A 21594-nucleotide genomic window follows, 5' to 3' on the forward strand; every position below is an offset into this window, starting at 1 on the left:
TCACAAAATCACGACTTTCGGGTCGCACTAACTGCACGAACGTCTAGTTTAGGGGTAAGAAAAATTAGGGCCTGCAAATTAATCCAAACACATAAGTGTAGTGTTACCACCAAATGCTGTAGTGTTAACACTTACAACTTTTTCTGTAGAAAAACGCTGTAAATAATGAGGACCACCAGCTTTTGGCCCAGTGCCAGATAGTCCTCTACCACCAAATGGTTGTATCCCAACTGCTGCACCTATCTGGTTACGGTTGATGTAGACATTTCCAACTGATATTTTTTTACTTATAGTGTCAATTTGAGTTTGTATACGACTCTGCAAAGAAAACGTAAGCCCATATCCAGTACTATTTATATCACTTATAACTTCATTTAATTGTGACTTGTTAAAACGTATGATATGTAAAATAGGACCAAATACCTCTTGCTTTAATTGCGAAATTTTTTGTATCTCATAAATATATGGAGGAAAGAAATAACCATTATGAGAATTTGTATCCATGGGTACTTTAAATAACAGATTTGAATCTTCATCCTCTGACATTTTTTGCGTATGTTGAGTTAGCATATCGATAGATGCTTTGTCAATTATTGGACCAATATCAGTACTAAGTTGTATTGGGTCACCAATCTTGAGTTCTTGCGCTGCACCGCATATCATTTTTATCTGCTTCTCTGCTATGTCCTCTTGAATAAACAGCACTCTAAGTGCAGAACAGCGTTGACCACTGCTACGAAACGCAGAAAGCAAAGCATCCATAGCCACTTGCTCTAAAAGAGCAGAGCTATCAACTATCATAGCATTGAGCCCTCCTGTTTCAGCAATAAGTGGCACGATAGGACCATTCCTATTTGCAAGCATTTTATTGATTATTTGAGCAGTTTGTGTTGAGCCAGTAAAAGCTACTCCGGCAATTCTATTGTCTGGAACTAATATTTTGCCTAAATATCCACCATCCCCAGGAATGAGGTGTAACACATTTTTTGGTATCCCAGCTTCATGTAGTATTTTGACAGCTTCATAAGCAATAATAGGTGTCTGCTCTGCCGGTTTTGCCAGCACTGCATTACCTGCTGCAAGTGCAGCTGAAACCTGCCCAAGAAAAATAGCAAGTGGAAAATTCCATGGTGATATGCATAAGAAAACTCCCCTGCCTTCAAAAAAGATGAAGTTATCTTCACCTGTTGGACCTGGCAATTTTTTCCAGTCGCTCAGTTCATTCTTTGCTATCATTGCATAATAACGCAGAAAGTCAACTGCTTCCCTTACTTCTGCTATTGCATCGGATAAAATTTTTCCTGCTTCCACAATCAGAATGTAAATTAACTCCTTCATCCTTTCCTCAAGCAAATCTGCAGCTTTTTCGAGGTATTTAGCGCGCTCTACTGCTGAAACATTCTGCCACTTAGTAAAAGCACTATGTGCTATTTCAAGAGCGTTTAAAGCTTGATCGCTTGTTGCACTTGACACTTCTCCAATTACATTTTCCAAATGTGCAGGATTCACTACTTCGATAAATTCAGCACTATCAAATAGTGCCTTTCCATCAATTATTGGTCCAACTTGCCACTTTTTTTCACTAAAATCCTTTATATCATTTGCAAATTGTGAAACTATCACAGAATCACTAATATCCATTCCCAAGGAATTTTTTCTTTCTGGTCCCAAAATATCTTGTGGTAATGGAATGCTTGGATGAGGTTCATAATTAAAATTTATAGCTTTTTCCAGTGGATCTGAAATTAACTCATCGATTTTAACGTTAGGATCACTTATTTGATTAACAAACGAACTATTAGCTCCATTTTCAAGAAGGCGTCTTATAAGATAAGGCAACAAGTCACTATGTTCCCCAACGGGTGCGTAGACACGACAGCTAACATTTGTTGCAAGCTCTGACATTGCATAATCATATAAGTCTTTTGCCATTCCATGTAAGCGTTGAAATTCAAATCCAGGGTGGTTTTTATCAGCAAGTTCCATGATAGAAGCAAAAGTATAGGCGTTATGAGTTCCAAAGCATGGGTAAAAGCTGTTTGGTTTACTCAAAAGTTTCTGTGCGCACACGAGGTAAGATACGTCAGTATAGCTTTTTCTTGTAAATACTGAGTAATCATTTAATCCCAATTCTTGCGTACACTTGATTTCTGAATCCCAATATGCACCTTTTACAAGCCCCACCATAATTTTGTGCTTTGACCGGATAGCAACATCTTCAACAAAGTCAAGAACAGATAAAGCGCGCTTTTGATATGCTTGCACAGCCAAGCCGAGCCCTTCCCACTCAGAAAGTGATTCATCAAGCCGTAATTGTTCAAACAAGATTAAGGAAATTTCAAGCCTTTCTGTTTCTTCTGCGTCTATGCATAGTGAAATGTTGTATTTTTTTGCCTCGCGGCAGAGCTCTAAAACCTTAGTGAATATCTCACCAGCAATTCGGCCAAATTGACTAAATTCATAACGTGGGTGTAAAGCAGAAAGTTTGATTGAAATTCCATGGGATTTAAAACAATCATTTATTTCAGTGGATTCACCTATAGCTTTTATTGAATGCATATATGAATTAAAATACTCTTCTGCATCCTCAGCTGTGTGAGCAGCTTCACCGAGCATATCAAAAGAGTATAAAAACTTACTATTGTCATCTAGTTTTGCGTACCTTAAAGCTTCTTCTATGGTTTCTCCAACAACAAAATGATTACCAAGCATAAACATTGCTTGTTTTACTGCTTTGCGAATGATCGGTTCTCCTAAATTCTTAAGTAACTTAGAAATTGCGTAATAGAACTTCGAATCGCCTTCATTATCTCTCAATATACTGCTACCTATCATCAAGCTCCATGTGGAAGCATTAACAAACAACGAAGAAGAGTGCCCTAAATATTTATTCCATTCCTGATTGGCAATTTTATCTTTGATTATTTCGTCTATTGTATAATCATCTGGTATTCTAAGTAGCGATTCAGCAAGGCACATCAATGCTATTCCTTCATCATTGGAAAGCGAGTATTGCTGCATAAAGGAATCTATAATACTTAATTTATTGTGTTTGATTTTTTCAATAACTTGTTTTGCTATATTATAAATTCTATTTTTTGAATCAGCCGAAAGCTCTGCTTTTTCTACAAGATAACGTATATAACTCTTTTCATCAGTACGATAAAATCCTTGTAAACGTTTTCTGAGTTCATTAGGTTCTTGTATAGAGCTTATCATATATAATTATCTCCAAAAAATACTCTGACACCATATGTATGGTGAAATTATATCATAATTTTGCGCAGAGCAAATTGCTATTTACAAAGGGATCAGGGCTGGCTAAAAGAAGTCCATGCAATAACTTCACTAAATCAAAAAGATTGTGCAAGTATGTAGCTCAACACTCCGCCACACATCAAGTATTTAATCTCAGTTGCGGTTTGCACACAGCATTTGAGTTGAATTGATTGCTTTGAATTATCCTTTCTTTTGATGATGCATTCTAGATTTCCACCTGGCACTATTTCACCTTTTATGCTTATTACCTCGCTACCATCAAATATCTTTCTGGTTATTCCATTTTGAAATACAAGTGGAAGAACACCCATACCAACTAAGTTGGACCTATGTATACGCTCAAAGCTTTCTGCAATTACAACTTTAATCCCCAACAATAAAGTACCCTTTGCTGCCCAATCCCTACTTGAACCTGTGCCATACTCCTTTCCTGCCACAATGATGAGAGCTTCCTTGCAGCGCATTGCTGCATCAAAAATTGACATCGTTTCTTGAGAAGGAATATATTTTGTATATCCACCTTCGGTGCTAACCATTTCATTTTTTATTCTAGTGTTAGCAAAAGTCCCACGCATCATTACATTGTGGTTACCACGACGAGATCCATACGAATTAAAGTCCTGTGGCTCAATTTCAAGATTTTTTAAATATATACCTGCAGGACTACTTGAGGCAATATTTCCAGCAGGGGAAATATGATCAGTAGTTACGCTATCGCCAAACATTGCCAATATTTGTGCACCTTTTATATCGATTTTATTATTTTTAGGTGATAAATTATCAAAATAGGGCGGATCTTGTATGTAAGTGCTGTTTGCATCCCAATTATAGATTTCACTTTTTTCACACTTTATCTTTTGCCAATGTTCATCACCAGAAAAAACATCCTTATACTTTTGTATGAACATCTCACGTGTTACCACACTTTTAACGCAATCTTCGATTTCGTTGTTTGTTGGCCATATATCTTTGAGATAGACATCATTTCCATTCTTATCTTTGCATATTGAATCTTTTGTCAAATCAGTTTGCACAGTACCAGCAAGTGCATATGCAATAACAAGTGGCGGAGATGCCAAGTAATTAGCTTTGACTAACGGATGAATTCTTCCTTCAAAGTTACGATTGCCAGATAAAACTGCAGCAACGGTTAAGTTTTTGTTTTTAATGCCATCTTCTATATCTTTATTAAGTGGACCAGAATTCCCAATGCAAGTTGTGCAACCATATCCAACTAGATTAAAACCCAAAGCATTTAGATCTACCTGCAATCCAGACTTTTCTAAATATTCTGTTACAACTTGTGACCCTGGAGCAAGAGAAGTTTTAACCCAAGGCTTTGATTTTAATCCAAGTTTAATTGCATTACGAGCTACAAGACCTGCAGCAATCATCACACTTGGATTAGAAGTATTAGTGCAGCTTGTTATTGCTGCAATAACTACACTTCCATCTTGGAGTTTATCGCTTTCCTTTGACTCATTAACTGAAAATGATTTAGAAAAAGACTCTGCCACTTGTGAAAGAAAAACCTTATCTTGTGGTCTTTTGGGACCAGCCATTACTGGCTTCACGCTTGATAAATCAAGCTCTAGTGTGTCAAAAAATGCTAATTCGTCATTGCTGCGCCACAATCCCTGCTCTTTTGAATAGACTTCAACTAATTTGATCAGCTCTTCTGGTCGCCCTGTTAAATGTAAATAATCGAGTGTTTTCTGATCAATTGGAAAAAATCCACAAGTTGCGCCATACTCCGGGGCCATGTTTGCTATAGTGGCTCTATCTGCCAAAGATAAATAATCTAAACCATCACCATAAAATTCTACAAACTTACCAACAACGCCTTTTGTTCTTAGGATATTGGTAACCGTCAGCACTAAATCGGTCGCAGTTACTCCTTCCGACAATCTGCCAATTAATTTAAATCCAACTACTTCTGGAATCACCATACTAATTGGTTGACCAAGCATCACAGACTCAGCTTCTATGCCTCCAACACCCCAACCAAGAACTGATAATCCGTTAACCATTGTAGTATGGCTGTCAGTACCAACTAAAGTATCAGGATATATGACTCCATCATCATTACACACAACTTGCGCTAAATATTCAAGATTCACTTGGTGGCAAATCCCTGTGCCAGGCGGCACTACTCTAAAATTTGTGAAGGACGATTCTCCCCACTTTAAAAATTGATATCTCTCCAAATTTCTTTTTACTTCTAGCTCAACATTCTTACTGAATGCGGAAACACTTCCATAATTATCTACTTGAACAGAATGGTCAATCACAAGATCAACCGGTACAGAAGGATTTATGTTGCTCGGGTTTCCTCCATTTTTCTTAACATAGCTCCGCATTGAAGCTAGATCAACAACAGCAGGAACCCCTGTAAAATCTTGCATCAACACCCTTGCTGGTTTATAGCTAATTTCGTGATTAGTGTGTTTATTAACGCAGTCTGCTAGTACTCTTATGTCATCCAGCTTTACGTTTACTCCATCTTCATTGCGCAATAAATTTTCAAGCAGAACCTTAAGTGAGCAGGGCAATTTAGTCACATCTATTCCTAAAAATTCACTAGCACTACTTAGGCTAAAATAGTTGTATGACTTCCTGTCAATGTTTAAAGTCGTTTTTGCGTTTAAAGAATTATTCATCCTGCATAACCATTTTTAAGTGAAAAATCAACTAATGATGTCATTCCAGTGCATGACACACAACTGTACGAACGTCCCGTGTTGCAGTAGAGCAAGCATAACTACCAATGTCATCCCAGTGCCCAGACACTGGGATCCAGAAAATTTGATTGCAAATAAGTACGCTATACAACACTTTTGATGAAATTGAACAACGAAACTGGATCCAGTTATCTAAGTGGAGAAAGTCACCTCTTCCCACTCGACTTCAAAACCGGACTTGTGACTTTCACCACATCCGGCTTCTCTCTAACTTGGTGTTTGTCATACATACTTCTCCATGTAATTAACATTTCAAAGCTTGGTAAATTTGTTTTTATAGCTTAAATACAGCATTCTCTATATTACTAGAGAAGTCGTATTCATTCATACCTAACACTTAATGTTGGCTCATAACATATTAACCACTACTCACAACTTTACCTTCCAAATTACAGTGTCCACGTCAGCATATCCTAAACATTATTTTAGGCCTTGGCTTCTTAGACAATCCCTCATTATAGGTGCATACGGGTGGCTCCCTGCTTAAAGAATAAGAGCATCTATAATGTTACTCCGTTCCATGAAATTGTTTCATGTTAGACTTAGGTTCCAACTTTTTGCCGGGAGATGGGAAACATCTTAATCAGACCAGTCAAGTTCTAATTATCCACTTTCTCCGTACCTTTTGGTCTATGCGTTAACCAACCTTATTTCGCATATCGTTCGTTACGACAATTCAGGCATTGGTTCCTCTCGTAACCATATCTAACTCTGTTTGCAGGGATTCACTATAAGGTTTAGTGTTACCTGCTTTTATCTCATGCTTGCATCCTAGAGGTTGCCACTCTCTAAAATGTGAGACATACATTATCCCCGATGTCTAGGGAAGATGGAATTTAACCATCACAAAATCACGACTTTCGGGTCGCACCAACTGTACGAACATTGTGATTTGAGAATAATCTCCGCCAGGAAGGGTGTCATCCCAGTGCTTTGGCACTGAGATCCAGAAAACTTAATTTTAAATAAGTACACCAGATAGCTGTATAATAAGAACTGGATTCCAGTGTCACGCACTGGAATGACATCATTTATTATGCAACATCGTGTCACATTGCAACGTTCGTACAGTTGTGAACTAGATCCCAGTGTCACGCACTGGGATGACAAGAATAATTTGCACCTGGATGACAAGGATGAAGTACATTTGGATGACAACTGGATATATAGATCACATTCAAAATTATTATGCATATTCTGCTTCATTTCAGATATTTCCTCCTTTGGTACCTCAGTAGCACAGCTATTTTCAGCTATATATTACACTGTATTAGTTAAAATTGGAATTACTACCGTTACTTTTTTGTTGTTGACCTTGCTGCTCATACATAGTTTCAAAATCTATAGGATCTAGCATCAGTGGGGAAAATCCACCACTACTTGTAACTCTTGCAATTATTTCTCTTGCAAAAGGGAAAAGAAAAGTAGGTCCACCAATAAACAAAGCTTGTCTTACCTCTTCCTCACTTAACTCTTTTAAATTTTCTATTGAAAAAATACCACAATATTTCGTTTCACAAATGAAAGCTACGCCATCTTTTATGCCTTCATCTTTTATCGTTGCTCTGACTTCTATATGCAAAGTAATTTCATGGAAAGATTTTTCCTCATTCACTCCTTCTTTGTTTTCCATTCCTTCTAATTTTGCTGAATTGATATTAACCATTACATTAATATCTGGAGCTTTACTAGAAGAAAGGAATGGCGAATTCGGATTCTCAAACGATAGATCTTTAACATATTGACCGTGAATTCTCATTTTTTGTTGTGGCATTTCTTACGTCTCCTTTAATTAAGTTGAGATATTTAATACTTTCTTATATAATATATTCATTTACAAACGAATAGCAAACCTGATTATAAGTTGATATGAAAAACATATTTTCATTAATAATTAATAATGTTCGGATACTTTATATGTCAAGGAGTTGAGTTACTATGATAGAGCTTGTAATATATGCTTTATTAGCGGCGTTCATTTTGTCACGTTTGTATAATTCTTTAGGAAGGTCAGCCAATCTCAACCTAAAAAAGCTAACTAATGTATTGGATGTAAGCCGAAGTAGAGAAGATGTAGTAGAAAATATTGAGGGTTACATTGATAGCAATGATGAAAATTCAATAAAAGTTACTTATGAACAAATATTAAAAAAAAACAAAGATTTTTCTATTTCCCACTTTATAGAAGGTTCAAGCATAGCTTTTGAATTAATAATAAAGTATTTCAATCAAGGAAATTTGTCTCAGTTAAAACCACTTCTCGATAAAGACTTATATGATAATTTTGCAGAGAAGATTAAACATCGTAAAGAGGTGCACGAGTCTATAATTGTTTCTATTGTTTCACAAAAGATTTTAGAAATAAAGCTAGTAAAAAACGCAGTGTTTATTGCAGTATATTTCCTTTCAGAGCAAATTAACTTCGTTAAGAATAATAAAGGGGATATCATATCAGGTAGTACATCCACTATTAATAAAGTTGAGGATGTATGGCAATTCAAAAAAAATGTTAATTCATCAGAACCAAGCTGGTTGCTTGTTTCTATTCACTATAAAAAGACAAGTAACGATAAGACAAATGACAAGTAAGATGAGTTTTATTTGAAATGGAAAGCAAGCTACGCGAAATAGTACTTGACACTGAAACGACAGGTCTTGACACTGAATCTGGTCATCGAATTATTGAAATAGGGTGTGTGGAATTAATTAATCGTATTCCAACAGGTAAAGTATTCCATCGGTACCTTAACCCAGAAAGAGATATACCTTATCACTCGTTTAAGATTCACGGTATTAGTGAAGAATTTTTAGAAGATAAACCATTATTTTCAGATGTTGCACTTGAATTTCTTGACTTTATATCTAATGATATTTTGGTAATTCACAACGCTGAATTTGATGTTAAGTTCCTTAATATGGAGTTAAGCAAGCTGAATGCTGGGTTAATTTCCTCAGATAGAGTGTTAGATACATTACCTCTTGCGAGGAAAAAATTCGCAGGATCACCTGCTTCTTTGAATGCATTATGTAAGCGTTTTGATATATCGCTAGAGAATAGAGAATTGCACGGAGCACTAGTTGATGCTCAATTGCTTGCAAAGGTATATGTTGAACTTACAGGAGGGTTACAAACCTTTCTGTTTGATAATGAATGCAATCAGGACAGTAACTCTACATTCGTTCAGCATAAAGTGCGTAATCTAACTCCCAGAGAACATTCACCAAATAGTGAAGAAATTGATGAACATAAGAAACTGTTAGACAAAATTAACAATACACTTTGGAATAAATATATTGAATAGGTTAACCAATAAAGATACAATTTAATTTTACTGAGAGCATTCTAATGGTAAGGTTTGTAAGATTGTTATCTAATGTGCTAGCAGCATTAGCAGTTGTTTTTTTAGGTTATTGTTATTTCACTAAAAAAGGCATATTTGCCCCAGTAGCGATTCACAACGCAGAAGTTAAGATAGGCGGAGATTTTTCTTTAATTAATCAGGACGGACAGATCCTGCGCAGTAGTGATTTTAAAGATAAATACATGATGATTTTCTTTGGGTTTTCCTCATGCAAAAGAATTTGCCCTATGAACCTTGGGATAATTTCAGAAACACTTGCAAAGTTAGATGAGAAGACTAACAACAAGCTACAAACATTTTTTATCACAGTTGATCCTGAACGCGATAGCACTGAAAAACTCAAAGAATTTCAGCAGCAATTTGACCATAGAATACAAATGTTAACTGGTGAAAGAGAAAAAATAGACGAAGTAGTTGCAAAATATAAAGTACATGCAAGCAAAGCAGACGGAGAAGAAGAAATCAACCATTCTTCGATAATATATCTTATTGGCCCTGGAGGAAAATATGTTACACACTTTGCAGCTGATTTAAATTCAGACGAAAGTCAATCTGATAAGATTTTGGCTGAGATAAGAAAATACGTAAACTGAATTATAGATTTTTCTGTTAATTAGCCGAGCACGCAACTGCATGAGCATTATAATTTAATCTCCACCGGGAAGACGCATTGGAATGACACTATTTGCTGTCTTCAAAAATAAACGTTCGTAAAGGTATCTGTTCAGCAGAGTGGCAAAATAAGGTAGACGAGAAAAGACAACTATAGGAACAAATGGGTGTCATGCCAGTGCGTGACACTGGCATCCAGTCCTTTTGCACAGTTTCATCAAAAACGTTGTAAAGCGCTTTCGTGTTTACCAACTTAGTGCCCAATCTGGATCCCAGTGTCAAGCACTGGGATGACAAGAAAGGGAGCACTGGAATTTTTGTTTCAGTATTTGTACATTAGCCATGCATCTGAACAGATACTCGTAAAATTGTGCTTTTAACATGGGTTATCAGTTTAAAAATGTTGCTAACTAGTATATCTGAATGTAACATCAATTAACGTGTATAAATGAAGCAATCTAATGGAAAATAGTTATAATGCCGATGCAATAAAAATCTTAAGGGGTCTTGATGCTGTAAGGAAACGTCCAGGTATGTACATTGGTGATACTGATGATGGATCTGGCTTGCACCACATGGTATATGAGGTTGTTGATAACGCAATAGATGAATCTTTAGCTGGATATTGTGATAAAATTGAAGTTAGCATAAATAAAGATGGTTCAGTATCTGTAACTGATAATGGTCGTGGCATTCCAACTGACATTCATGAAGAAGAAGGAATATCAGCAGCAGAGGTAATAATGACTCAACTCCATGCTGGTGGTAAATTTGACAGCAATACCTATAAGGTTTCTGGGGGATTACATGGTGTTGGAATCTCAGTTGTGAATGCATTATCAAGCTGGTTGGAATTAACTATTTGGCGCAATAAGAAAGAACACTTTATGCGTTTTGAAGATGGTGAGTCTATTGAACCTTTAAAGGTAGTCAACGAAAATACAAACAAAAGAGGAACTAAAGTCACGTTCATGCCATCAACAGAGACTTTTAATGGCATTAATTTCAGTTACTCAACGCTTGAAAGTCGTATAAGAGAATTAGCATTTTTAAATTCAAATATCGACATTACTTTACGTGATCTGCGCAATGAACCATATACAGAGTCTCATTTCAATCAGAGCAATCAATCTAAAGACAATTTTGGTACAGCGAATTTTGTGCGGTACTTAGATAAGAATAAGACACATGTAACTAAAATTGCCAGTATGAAAGGAGATGCAGAAGATCTTGGCATCAGCTTGGCAATATCGATGGAATGGAATGATTCCTACTATGAGAATATGTTGTGTTTCACTAATAATATACGGCAACGAGATGGTGGTACGCATTTGGCAGGATTTAGATCTGCACTAACTAGATGTATCAATACCTATGCAACTAATGAAGGGTTCTTAAAGAAAGCAAAAGTAAATTTAACTGGAGAGGACGTTAGAGAAGGTTTAACTTGTGTTTTATCTCTCAAGATGCCTGATCCTAAGTTTTCTTCACAAACAAAAGACAAACTAGTTAGTTCTGAAGCACGTGCAGTTGTAGAAAGTATAGTTTCTGATAAATTGAGCACAATCCTTGAAACTGATCCCAAATTGGCAGCAAGCATAGTAGAAAGAGCAATTAGGTCAGCAAAAGGAAGAGAAGCCGCAAGAAAAGCACGAGAGTTAGTTAAAAGCAAAAACAATATTGATATTGCAACTCTGCCAGGAAAGCTTGCTGATTGCCAGGAAAAAGCCCCTGAGTTATCGGAATTATTTATAGTAGAGGGTAATTCAGCAGGTGGTACTGCAAAGCAGGGGCGTAATCGTAAAACACAAGCAGTGCTTGCCTTAAGAGGAAAAATTCTAAACGTAGAACGTGTAAGTTTAGATCGTATTTTTTCATCTGCAGAAATAGGCTCTTTAATTACTGCAATTGGTGCTGGAATAGGGAGTGAACACTTCGATATTGAAAAAGCTAGATATCATAAAATTATCATCATGACAGATGCAGATGTTGATGGTTCACATATAAGAACTTTGATTCTAACTTTCTTTTTTAGACACATGCGTGAAGTTATTGAAAAAGGTTACTTATACATAGCACAGCCGCCCCTCTATAAAGTTACAAAGAATGCTAAAGACACTTATATTAAAGATGACGAAACTTTTGAAGAGTATATAATAAACTCAGCAGTTAAAAGATTAACACTAAGTGGTGCAGCTACAGAATTTAACGACTTGCGCCTTATTTTGAATAAATGCGTCAGCATTTCTAATGTTAGCAAAAATTATGATAGAGAAATACCACAAAATCTCTTAGAGTCATTGCTAATTTTAAGCAAAAAGAATACACTGTCATCTGCTAATGAAATATTAAAATATTTGAAGTTAATGTATAGCGAATACACTTGGGAAGTAGAAATAAAAGATGAAGAAAAAGAAATTCACATCTCTAAATTATTTCAAGGATTGGCAGACAAATATATATTTGCACTTAGTATGCTTGAAGGCAAAGATATGCAAAACATATTAAGTTTGCTTGATGGTATAAGTAATTTATTTAATGGTGATTCATTTTTAAAATCACAAGAAACTGAAATAAGAATCACTTCTCCAAGTACGCTTGCAAAAATAATAATGGACTATGGTAAAAAGGGTTTAACCCTGCAGAGATTTAAAGGTCTTGGTGAAATGAATGCTGATCAGCTATGGGATACTACGTTAAATCCTGAGGCTAGAACTTTACTAAAGGTTGAAATAAAAGATTGTGAAGAAGCTGATTCCATATTTTCAATACTAATGGGTGATATAGTTGAACCACGCCGTGATTTTATTAATAGCAATGCACTCAACGTGCATGATGTTGATATTTGAACTTTTAGCAAAATGTACGAACGTTACGGGTTTAAGCAAAGACTGTGTCATTCAAGTAGCTGACACTGGTTCCTTTATAACGGTGTCATTCCAGTGCTTGACACTGGAATCCAGTTATTTGGATTTTGACTCTTATATAAAGACCAAGAGACTAGGCAGTATTTCTAAAGCTTATACAAAGCATAAAATGGGTTTACTGTTGCATAGTGCCTAGCAAAGACGGATTACCTTTAGGTCTATCTTCCCAACAATGTTGGGCGCGTTCTATTAGGGAAGAAGAAACGGCACAAGAAAAAGCAAACAGAAAATACCGTACCTCCATAGAAGAAAAAGAAAGTTATAAGTGGATAACAGCTCTCAAAGAAACTATAAACAACCTTCCTCCAAATGTACAACTTTTGGTGATAGGGAAGCAGACATCTTCAAATTTTTATGGGTGGCTGAGACGTTAGGTAGTTTTTATGTAATCCGCAATCGAGCTAATAGAAGATTTATCTGTACTGAAGTCGGAAAAACAGATTTGCAAACACGCATCACTCAACTGCCAGTAAAAAAGAAAATTTCTCTAGGCTCTGTGGACAAAATTTTAGAGAAGCCATACAAGAGCTCCAACAAAATTGAGAAAACCCATAAAAACCTCAGCAGTTTTATCAAATCTGGAAAAAATGCGCCTAAAATTTTTAATTTTACCAAAAAAACACTCAATCAAATGACGTTCTTTGTAGATATGCTCATCGTAATACCTTTGCACTTTTCGATTCCGTTTTGGCGGAATAACTACTGTACATCCCTTGTCTTCAAGACTTGTAACAAAGGCATTGCTATCGTAGCCCTTGTCAGCTACTACAGTAGAGTTATAGATACTTTCGGTCAACACTTGTGCCTGCGTAATTTCATTTCTTTGACCAGGAGTCAGAGTAAATTTAAGTGGATTTCCAAGTGCATCGACAAGCGCATGTATTTTAGTTGTAAAGCCACCTTTGCTCCTCCCTAAAGCTTCTTGATCCTTGGAGTTTTTTGTATATCCAGATGAACATGGATGGGCTCGGATGATCGTACCGTCGATTATAGCAACTTCTAAATCAGGCTCTTGTTTAGTATATTCAAGCAATTTTTTCCAGACATCTCTTTCACACCATCTTTTAAATCGCTTATGTATACTCCTGTAATTACCATAAGTTTTTGGTAAAAGTCTCCATTGGCAACCACTTCGCACTATGTACCACACTGCCTCTATGAATATTCTTAAACGTTTTTCATCTTTGCTGTGTATTCCTTTTACGCTTTTTATGAACTCTAAAATTTGTTTCCAATTTTCCTCTTTGATGTAATATTGCATATGGTAGTTTCTCCATTTTTTACCTATTAGGCTAAACTACCATCTTTTTCTCTCTTTTCATATTTTTTGTCCACAGAGCCTAGGTGTACTATCCTATAATATCATACGGTCAATATACTCTAAATGAGATGGAAAGATGAAGGCATCATTATAGCTGCTAAAAAATACGGCGATAAAAACTTAATTCTCTCTCTGTTTACAAAAAATCATGGAAAGCGCAGGGGATTAACTAAGCTAACAAACAATAGCAATTATAAGTTTCAGATAAGTAATCTATTACATGCAGAATGGAGTGCTAAGTTACCTGAAAATCTAGGTTTTTTTAAGTGCGAATTAATCGAATCTCCATTCCATCATTTCTTTCAAGATAGGTTAAAAAGCATTACTATTGTTTCTTTTTCCTCTATTTTAGAAAAAGTGCTTCCAGAAAGTGAACCCTGTGCCATGCTGTATGACAATTTTCGATATTTCATCGATGTAATTAAACACAACAATCAGTCTTGGCAAAGCCATTATCTTAACTTAGAGCTTCTGCTTCTTACGCAATTGGGATTCAAGTTAGACTTATCCAAATGCGCTGTAACAGGTGTTAAGGAAAATCTGCAATTTATTTCTCCAAAAACTGGTAGAGCAGTGTCAAAAAAAGTAGGAGATTATTATGCAGATAAACTCCTACCTTTTCCACAAATGTTGCATGATGTATACAATAATACCCTACAAAACAGCTACTCATTCCAAGAATTTCAGTTAGGACTGAAAGTCACAGGATATTTTTTAAATAAGTATCTATTTTTGCAGTTAAACGTGAAATTTCCAGAGCTGAGAAACCTCATGTTGTCGCTTTAATCTTAGTTATCATTTTTTTGAAATCATTTCAGAAATCTATAGCTAACCCAAGCAACACGTCATACCGCGATTCATTCGCGATATCTCAGCATAGATTCCGCTAACAAGTAGCGGAATGACGGTTGTCGGTAAACTTAAGCCACTTTAGCTATAGCCAGTAACCACTCTATTTCTACCACTGTTTTTTGCTTTATATAAATATCTGTCAGCACGTACTATAAATTTTTTAATATCATCAAAGTCAGATCCTTGCATTTCTGCAATTCCAATGCTCACAGTTACATTATGGGTTGTATTTTTATCCGCAAGTACAAAAGGTTCTTTAGCAATAATTTTTCGTATTCTCTCCGCAATAGTATACGCATCTGATACATTGGTATCTGGCATTACAACAACAAACTCCTCACCACCAAACCTAGCTAGTAAATCTGTCACTCTGATATTTTCAGAAATTCTTTTCTGTATTTGCTTTAAAAGTTCATCTCCAGCACTATGCCCAAAACTGTCATTCACTATCTTAAAATAGTCTATATCAAGTATCATAAGAGACAACCTTCTATCCTTTTCCACAGAGTCCTTAACAATGTTTCTTAAGTGTGCATCAAAATATCTTCTATTATAACAGTTAGTTAATGGGTCCTTTATAGACATTTCCGCATTATTAAATAAATTCATTCTCAAGGCATCTTGATATCTTTTGCGTTTTACTTGCGAATTAACCCTTGCTATTAGCTCACCCTCATCCAAAGGTACTGTTAAATAATCATTAGCACCTACATCAAGTGCTTTTACTAAATTGTTTTTATCATAATCCTCAGAAAGAATCAGAATTGGTGTATAACGTGTTTCCACCTTACTACGAAACTCAGAACACAAACGCAAGCCGTCAGTTTTTGAAAATTGCATATCAGAAATGATCAGGTCGTAACCATTCTCAATACCAACCTTCAATGCTTCCATTGGATCACTCAGTATTTTAATTGACCTAAAGCGTTGCTTTAATATATTATATATCTGCTCTGCTTGATGAACATCCTCATCTATAACAAGTATGTTAGCATCAAAAATCTGATTGGAATAATCCATAATACTGTTTCCTGCGACTCCACCAATCTCAGCGTTAGTTTCTCCTCTCAAACGCAATTCATCGATAATCATCTTTAAGCGTGTGAGAGACTTAATTCGTGCAGATAAAGCAGTTTCGTTTATTGGTTTAGTCAGAAAATCATCCGCGCCAGCATTAATACCTTGCACTCTATCATGAGTATCATGCAGCGCAGTTACCATAATTATTGGAATATGGGTTGTCAAGGGATCACTCTTTAGCTCCTTACAAACTTCAAAGCCATTCATCTTTGGCATCATGATATCAAGTAATATAATATCAGGCTGCTGCTTTGCTACTAAATCTATAGCTTCTTCACCATCATGAGCTACGATAACCGTATAGTACTCTGCTTTTAGTCGAGCTTCTAAAAGCTTGACATTAGATAGTACATCATCTACTACCAGAATCTTCGCTGTCATTATCTTTAGATGTATTATCTATATCGTAAGTAGGATAAAGCTTACCATTTTTACCAACTATGTAATTTACTTTCTCAGTATTACACTCTTTATATAAGTCTTCAATTCCGGCATCCTTCAATAACCTTCTGGCTTTTAACCTTACAATTGTAAAATACCTATATATAGTCTTAATAAAATCAATAAATACAGGTACCTTATTTTTATCAAGAACAATTATGCTCACTAAAGCTACAACTAAAATTTCTGAAAGACCTATATTGAACATTTTCCTATGAAGCAAGTACTTTAATCCTTCTGATTATAAATATTAATTTGCTTAAATCAAGTTTAGAAGCAACCATCTCATCTAAAAAACTATTATAACGTTCTATGTAGTCCTTATCATTACAAGCCCAGGTTTGAACCTTATCTTCAGGGTTATCAGTAGCTTTTATGACTTTAACAGCTAGCTTATAATGATGATTGCTTAAATCGTCCAATAAATCATTAATTAAGCTGCGATCCCAATAAGAAGAGCGGCTTTTCATCTTGATGGCAATTGTTCTAATCAGATCGAATCTTAACAGCGACTTTAACTCAAAGTATATTTTACCAGCATCAAGAATGGACAAAGATGTCTGTTCAGCAACAGATATAATATCCAGTGCATAAGTAAGAACGCACAGGTCAGCAATTTTTTTTGCTAGATCTTTATCTATATTAAGTTCTACTAAAGAAGTTGATCCATGGCTATAGATCTTTAATAGGTGTTCATCTAAAACATCAGTTAAGTTCTGGCCTAAAGTTTCAATTGCATCTTTAAATTTTGTAACATCATCCAATTCTACAAAGCTAAGCTTGCCAAGATTTTTCACTAGCCAAAATGATACTCTGCCAATAAATTTCTGCACATTTCTCACTATTTGCAAGTATGAGTTAATATCAATTTTTCCATCCAATTCATCAATTTTCTGCCACAGGTTATTTAAATCATATAGGTGGTTAACAACGATATATATGTTAACTGCTTCGTGTACCTTAATTCCAGTATTCTCAACTAAATTATTAATAAATATACAGCCCATCCTATTTACAACATCATTTGCAATGCAAGTGGAGATAATTTCTCTACGAAGTTGGTGTTTTAATATGAAATCCTTAAACTCTGTTAACATCTTTTTAGGAAAATAACCTAGCAAGTAGTCATTAGATATAAGATCTTTTTCAGGCAGATCGGAATGTATAATTTCATTTTTTATTGCTGTTCTAGCATAAGACATTAGAACAGAGAGCTGAGGAGAACTGAAACCTTCTGCACCAGTTAACATCCTTGCTATCTCTTCTTCAGTTGGAAGAAATTCTACGCTTCGGTTTAACAGCCCAGATTTTTCTAAACTGAGCAGTAACCTGTGGTGCTGCTCCAATCTCTCTTTAGCTTGCAAACACTCAAGAAGTAATGCTTTTGTTTCAATTTTGTTGTGGTTCTCAAGCACTTTGGATGCAACTTCATCCACCATACTTGCCAGTATTTCATTCCTTTTTTCTAAAGAAATACCCCCTGCTTTCATAGCTGAAACAAATGCAATCTTAATGTTAACTTCAAGGTCCGAACATATCACTCCGGCTGAATTATCAACAAAGTCTGCATTGATATATCCACCTTTTTCAGCATATTCTATTCTTCCAAACTGTGTACAACCAAGATTTCCACCCTCTATAAACATAGAAGCTCTAATATCTTTACCATTCACTCTTAACTCATCGTTTGCTTTGTCACCGACCATGCTATGATTTTCACTCTTTGCCTTAACAAACGTGCCGATTCCTCCATTCCATATGAAGTCCACTTTTGCTTTCAACAGATATCTAATCAAATCACTTGGAGGTAGCATATCTTCTGTTATATCAAAGCACTTTTTTATTTCTTGAGAAATGTTTACTTGCTTACTGCTACGCTCAAATACTCCTCCACCCTTAGAAATCAAATCTTTATTATAATCCATCCAAGTTGAAAATGGTAACTCAAAGAGACGTTTACGCTCTGTGAAACTCTTTTCTGCATCAGGGTTTGGGTCAACAAAAATATGCATATGGTTAAATGCGCCGATTAAATGTATATTTTTTGAAAGCAGCATACCATTTCCAAATAAGTCGCCAGCCATATCCCCAATTCCAATAACAGTTGCATCCTGGTAAATATCCTTATTCATTTTCCAAAAATGCCTCTGTGCTGCAATCCATGCACCTCTGGATGTAATACCCATTTTTTTGTGATCATAACCTGCTGATCCACCAGATGCAAATGCATCGCCAAGCCAAAAATTGTATTCAGAGGCTATCTGGTTGGCATAATCAGAAAATGAAGCAGTGCCTTTATCTGCTGCAACTACCAAGTATGGATCGTCTTCATCATACCTAATCACATTCTCTGGTGGAATTATTTCACCATCAACCACGTTATCAGTAATATCAAGCATTCCTCTAATAAAACTCTTATAGCACTCAACACTTTTCTCTCTTAAAATATTCTTATCTTTATAAGCTTGCTTTATTACAAATCCACCCTTTGCACCAACAGGGACAATAACCGCATTTTTTGTCATCTGAGCTTTCATGAGCCCCAAAACTTCAGTGCGAAAATCTTCCGTCCTATCCGACCACCTTAAGCCACCACGGGCTAATTTCCCTCCTCTTAGATGTATTCCCTCAAAAAGGTTTGAATAAACATACAATTCACGATATGGGCGAGGATCAGGCAAACCATTCACTTTACTTGAGTCAAATTTTATAGATAAGTAGGGTTTATTATCTTGATAATAACTGGTCCTTAAAATAGCCATTATCAAGTTAAATATCGAGCGCAAAACGTAATCATGTGAAGCATTGCTGATTTCCTTTAGAAGTTCCTCGATTTTTTCTGTCAAAATGTTAGTAGTTTCTGCCCTATCGATATCTATTTTAGTATCAAACCTTGAGTGAAATAATTCTATCAAATACTTTACTACTTTTGGATACTCTGAGACCACTTTTTGCATATATTCTGGGTTATAGTTAAATGACGTCTGCTTTAGGTAAGCACTTAACGCTCTAACCAGAAGCACTTCCTTCCACTTGAGCCCAGCAATAATGATCAAACTATTGAAATAGTCATTTTTAATTTCCTTGCTAAATACTTTTGCAAGCGTTATTTCAAATTGTTCTTTCAGAGTAATGTTGTCTATTAATTCATCAACTCTTGACAACACAAAATGGTGTATCCATATTCCACCATTAATTTCTATGTAATAACCATTATGAGATAGAATCTTAGCTCCCAAATTCTTAGTAATTCTTAATATCTTCGATAATTCAAGGCCTCCATTGCTTGAAGTGTAAACCTTTAATTGATAATTAAGATTATCACGAGTAAGTCTTAAATCGACCTCGCTAACTCCTTTTTTCCTCACTATCTCCAATTTTTTCATATCGTAATATGCGTCATGAGGTTCGAAACTCTCTTGATAGCTTATTGGAAATGCCTTGCAATAACGGATGAATATATCCTCAACAGTGCTAAAAGTATTGTATAAATTGTCTATAAAACGATCTTCCCACTTTTCTGTAATGTTTCTTAATTTGTTTTCGATACGCAAAACTTCATCATCAAGAACGCTAGCATTTTTGGTCTTTAGCACTACATGCAATTTCATCAAATCATATTCATTGATAATGTGATTGTTATAAATATCTGAACTTCCTGCACTTGTCTCATCCTTCAATATGTCACGTATCTTGAACATTAGCCTAGCGCTAGCATAACGCATCGGTATCAGCACTATGCAACTAATAAAATCCCCGACTCTTCTTAAAAATAATCTGACCCTTGGCCTAATCGCAAGAGACATGATCGAAATGCAAATTTTAAATAATTCGTCTTCATTTGATTGGAATAATTCATCACAAGAGAATGCTTGTAAAATAGAAATTAAAGCTTTGTTATTGTGGCCCCCGGTTACAAACCCTGCACTTTTTTCTATAACTTTAACTTTATCTCTTATTATTGGAATAGTTCGAATATCTTGAACCTCCGCTACAGAAGTAAATAGCCCGAAAAAACGCCGTTCCTTTACCACATTACCCTGGTCATCAAATTCTTTTACTCCTATACAATTCATGTATGTACGCCGATGGACTATTGAGATTAGATCTGATCTCAATATGTATAGGGAATCAAAGTTTGCAGAAGGAATCAACGTACTTTGACCTACTCTCATCAGGCCAAGGTCCTTTTTGCTATCACAGACGAGTTTTTCATCTTTACCAGCAATATATTCTTGATAACCTAGAAATACGAAGTTATTATTCTTTAACCAAACTAGAAAATCTTTTTGCTCTTGATTTCGGTCTGGTGTCATTCCAGTGTGTGACACTGGAATCCACGTGTCCTTTTCCTGGATCCCAGTATCAAGTACTGGGATGACAGAAAGACTTGCCTCATCAAGTTTCTTAAGCATTAAGTGCCAATCTTTCACAACGCAATTAACTGCTTTCAGCGTTTTTTGTAGAGATTCTTTTAATGTATCAACAAAACTGTCACTTATACCTTTGATAATTACATATATAACTGACTCTTTGACTCCATTGCTTTCTTCCAAAGAGTAAATCTCATCTATTAGGTCCTCTTTTCTTTTAATGTTAATTATGCTGTTGCTGTAATAGCATATGGTTAAATTGTGCGATTTAATAGTTGCAATAACAGAGTCAACCAAAAATGGCATATCATCGTTTGTTATCTTAATCGTGGTAAAATCTCCTTCTATTCCTGGTATATCATCTATATTACTTACTACTAACTTACTTTCATCTTTCTCTTTTTGAGAAACAAAATTGTAAGCATCGTTTACAATATATAGCAAAAACTTATCATTGGCTTTTATGTCGCTTTTATAAACAAAACTATAAAAATACTTAATAAATTTTTTAATTTTTTCTTTATCTTGCTGATTTTCTTGATCAGCTAACTTAAATAAAGACTCAGTGTCAACATTATGATCTATACACATTTTTTTTAACAAAAA

The 21594-nt window shown here is 35.4% G+C and carries 13 protein-coding genes and 1 pseudogene; 7 read left to right on the forward strand and 7 right to left on the reverse strand.

The features are described 5' to 3' along the window. Positions 1–78: 78 nt before the first annotated feature. Positions 79–3219, reverse strand: coding sequence for a bifunctional proline dehydrogenase/L-glutamate gamma-semialdehyde dehydrogenase PutA (gene putA / locus OOK85_RS02410; RefSeq protein WP_264703803.1), 3141 nt, complete (start codon positions 3217–3219; stop codon positions 79–81). A 134-nt stretch (positions 3220–3353) separates the two neighbouring features. After that, positions 3354–5939, reverse strand: a complete 2586-nt coding sequence (acnA, locus tag OOK85_RS02415; protein WP_264703806.1) for an aconitate hydratase AcnA — start codon at positions 5937–5939, stop codon at positions 3354–3356. A 1024-nt stretch (positions 5940–6963) separates the two neighbouring features. Between acnA and OOK85_RS07985 the strand changes: the two are divergent. Next, a pseudogene (locus tag OOK85_RS07985) lies at positions 6964–7092 on the forward strand (WPE palindromic element domain-containing protein); the annotation flags it as partial. A gap of 198 nt (positions 7093–7290) precedes the next feature. On the opposite strand, the gene secB reads toward OOK85_RS07985, so the two are convergent. After that, positions 7291–7794, reverse strand: a complete 504-nt coding sequence (gene secB / locus OOK85_RS02425) for a protein-export chaperone SecB (protein ID WP_264703807.1) — start codon at positions 7792–7794, stop codon at positions 7291–7293. 164 nt (positions 7795–7958) lie between these two features. Between secB and OOK85_RS02430 the strand changes: the two genes are divergently transcribed. The 5 genes from OOK85_RS02430 (at position 7959) to OOK85_RS02450 (ending at position 13295) form a co-directional block, all read left to right on the forward strand. Beyond that, on the forward strand, positions 7959–8609 hold the full coding sequence (locus OOK85_RS02430) for a Tim44/TimA family putative adaptor protein (RefSeq protein WP_264703809.1): 651 nt from the start codon (positions 7959–7961) through the stop codon (positions 8607–8609). A 17-nt stretch (positions 8610–8626) separates the two neighbouring features. After that, positions 8627–9322 (forward strand): DNA polymerase III subunit epsilon, encoded by a 696-nt coding sequence (gene dnaQ, locus OOK85_RS02435; protein ID WP_064124802.1) that lies wholly within the window; start codon positions 8627–8629, stop codon positions 9320–9322. Between the two features lie 44 nt (positions 9323–9366). Beyond that, complete coding sequence (locus OOK85_RS02440) at positions 9367–9975, forward strand: SCO family protein (protein ID WP_264703812.1); 609 nt, start codon at positions 9367–9369, stop codon at positions 9973–9975. Positions 9976–10455: 480 nt separating this feature from the next. Next, positions 10456–12843, forward strand: a complete 2388-nt coding sequence (gene gyrB, locus OOK85_RS02445) for a DNA topoisomerase (ATP-hydrolyzing) subunit B (RefSeq protein ID WP_264703814.1) — start codon at positions 10456–10458, stop codon at positions 12841–12843. A gap of 206 nt (positions 12844–13049) precedes the next feature. Next, positions 13050–13295 carry a hypothetical protein gene (locus tag OOK85_RS02450; RefSeq protein WP_264703816.1) on the forward strand — a complete coding sequence of 82 codons (246 nt, stop codon included), beginning with the start codon at positions 13050–13052 and terminating at the stop codon, positions 13293–13295. A gap of 134 nt (positions 13296–13429) precedes the next feature. Here OOK85_RS02450 and OOK85_RS02455 read toward each other — a convergent pair whose 3' ends face one another. Then, positions 13430–14182, reverse strand: coding sequence for an IS5 family transposase (locus OOK85_RS02455; RefSeq protein ID WP_264703818.1), 753 nt, complete (start codon positions 14180–14182; stop codon positions 13430–13432). 123 nt (positions 14183–14305) lie between these two features. Here OOK85_RS02455 and recO point away from each other — a divergent pair, with 123 nt between their 5' ends. Next, a complete protein-coding gene (gene recO / locus OOK85_RS02460; protein ID WP_065094880.1) occupies positions 14306–15028 on the forward strand; it encodes a DNA repair protein RecO in 723 nt (240 codons plus the stop codon). A 144-nt stretch (positions 15029–15172) separates the two neighbouring features. Here recO and OOK85_RS02465 read toward each other — a convergent pair whose 3' ends face one another. The 3 genes from OOK85_RS02465 to OOK85_RS02475 are packed head-to-tail and all read right to left on the reverse strand — an operon-like array spanning position 15173 to position 21579. Continuing rightward, positions 15173–16555 (reverse strand): PleD family two-component system response regulator, encoded by a 1383-nt coding sequence (locus OOK85_RS02465; RefSeq protein WP_182366534.1) that lies wholly within the window; start codon positions 16553–16555, stop codon positions 15173–15175. Beyond that, complete coding sequence (gene tatB, locus OOK85_RS02470) at positions 16527–16823, reverse strand: Sec-independent protein translocase subunit TatB (RefSeq protein ID WP_010082258.1); 297 nt, start codon at positions 16821–16823, stop codon at positions 16527–16529. Before tatB ends, OOK85_RS02465 begins: the two co-directional genes overlap by 29 nt. A gap of 4 nt (positions 16824–16827) precedes the next feature. Further along, positions 16828–21579: an NAD-glutamate dehydrogenase gene (locus OOK85_RS02475; protein ID WP_264704142.1), complete on the reverse strand. Its 4752-nt coding sequence runs from the start codon at positions 21577–21579 to the stop codon at positions 16828–16830. Positions 21580–21594: the final 15 nt, after the last annotated feature.

The organism is Wolbachia endosymbiont (group A) of Volucella inflata (genome assembly GCF_947250665.1).
GTDB classification, from domain to species: Bacteria; Pseudomonadota; Alphaproteobacteria; order Rickettsiales; family Anaplasmataceae; genus Wolbachia; species Wolbachia pipientis.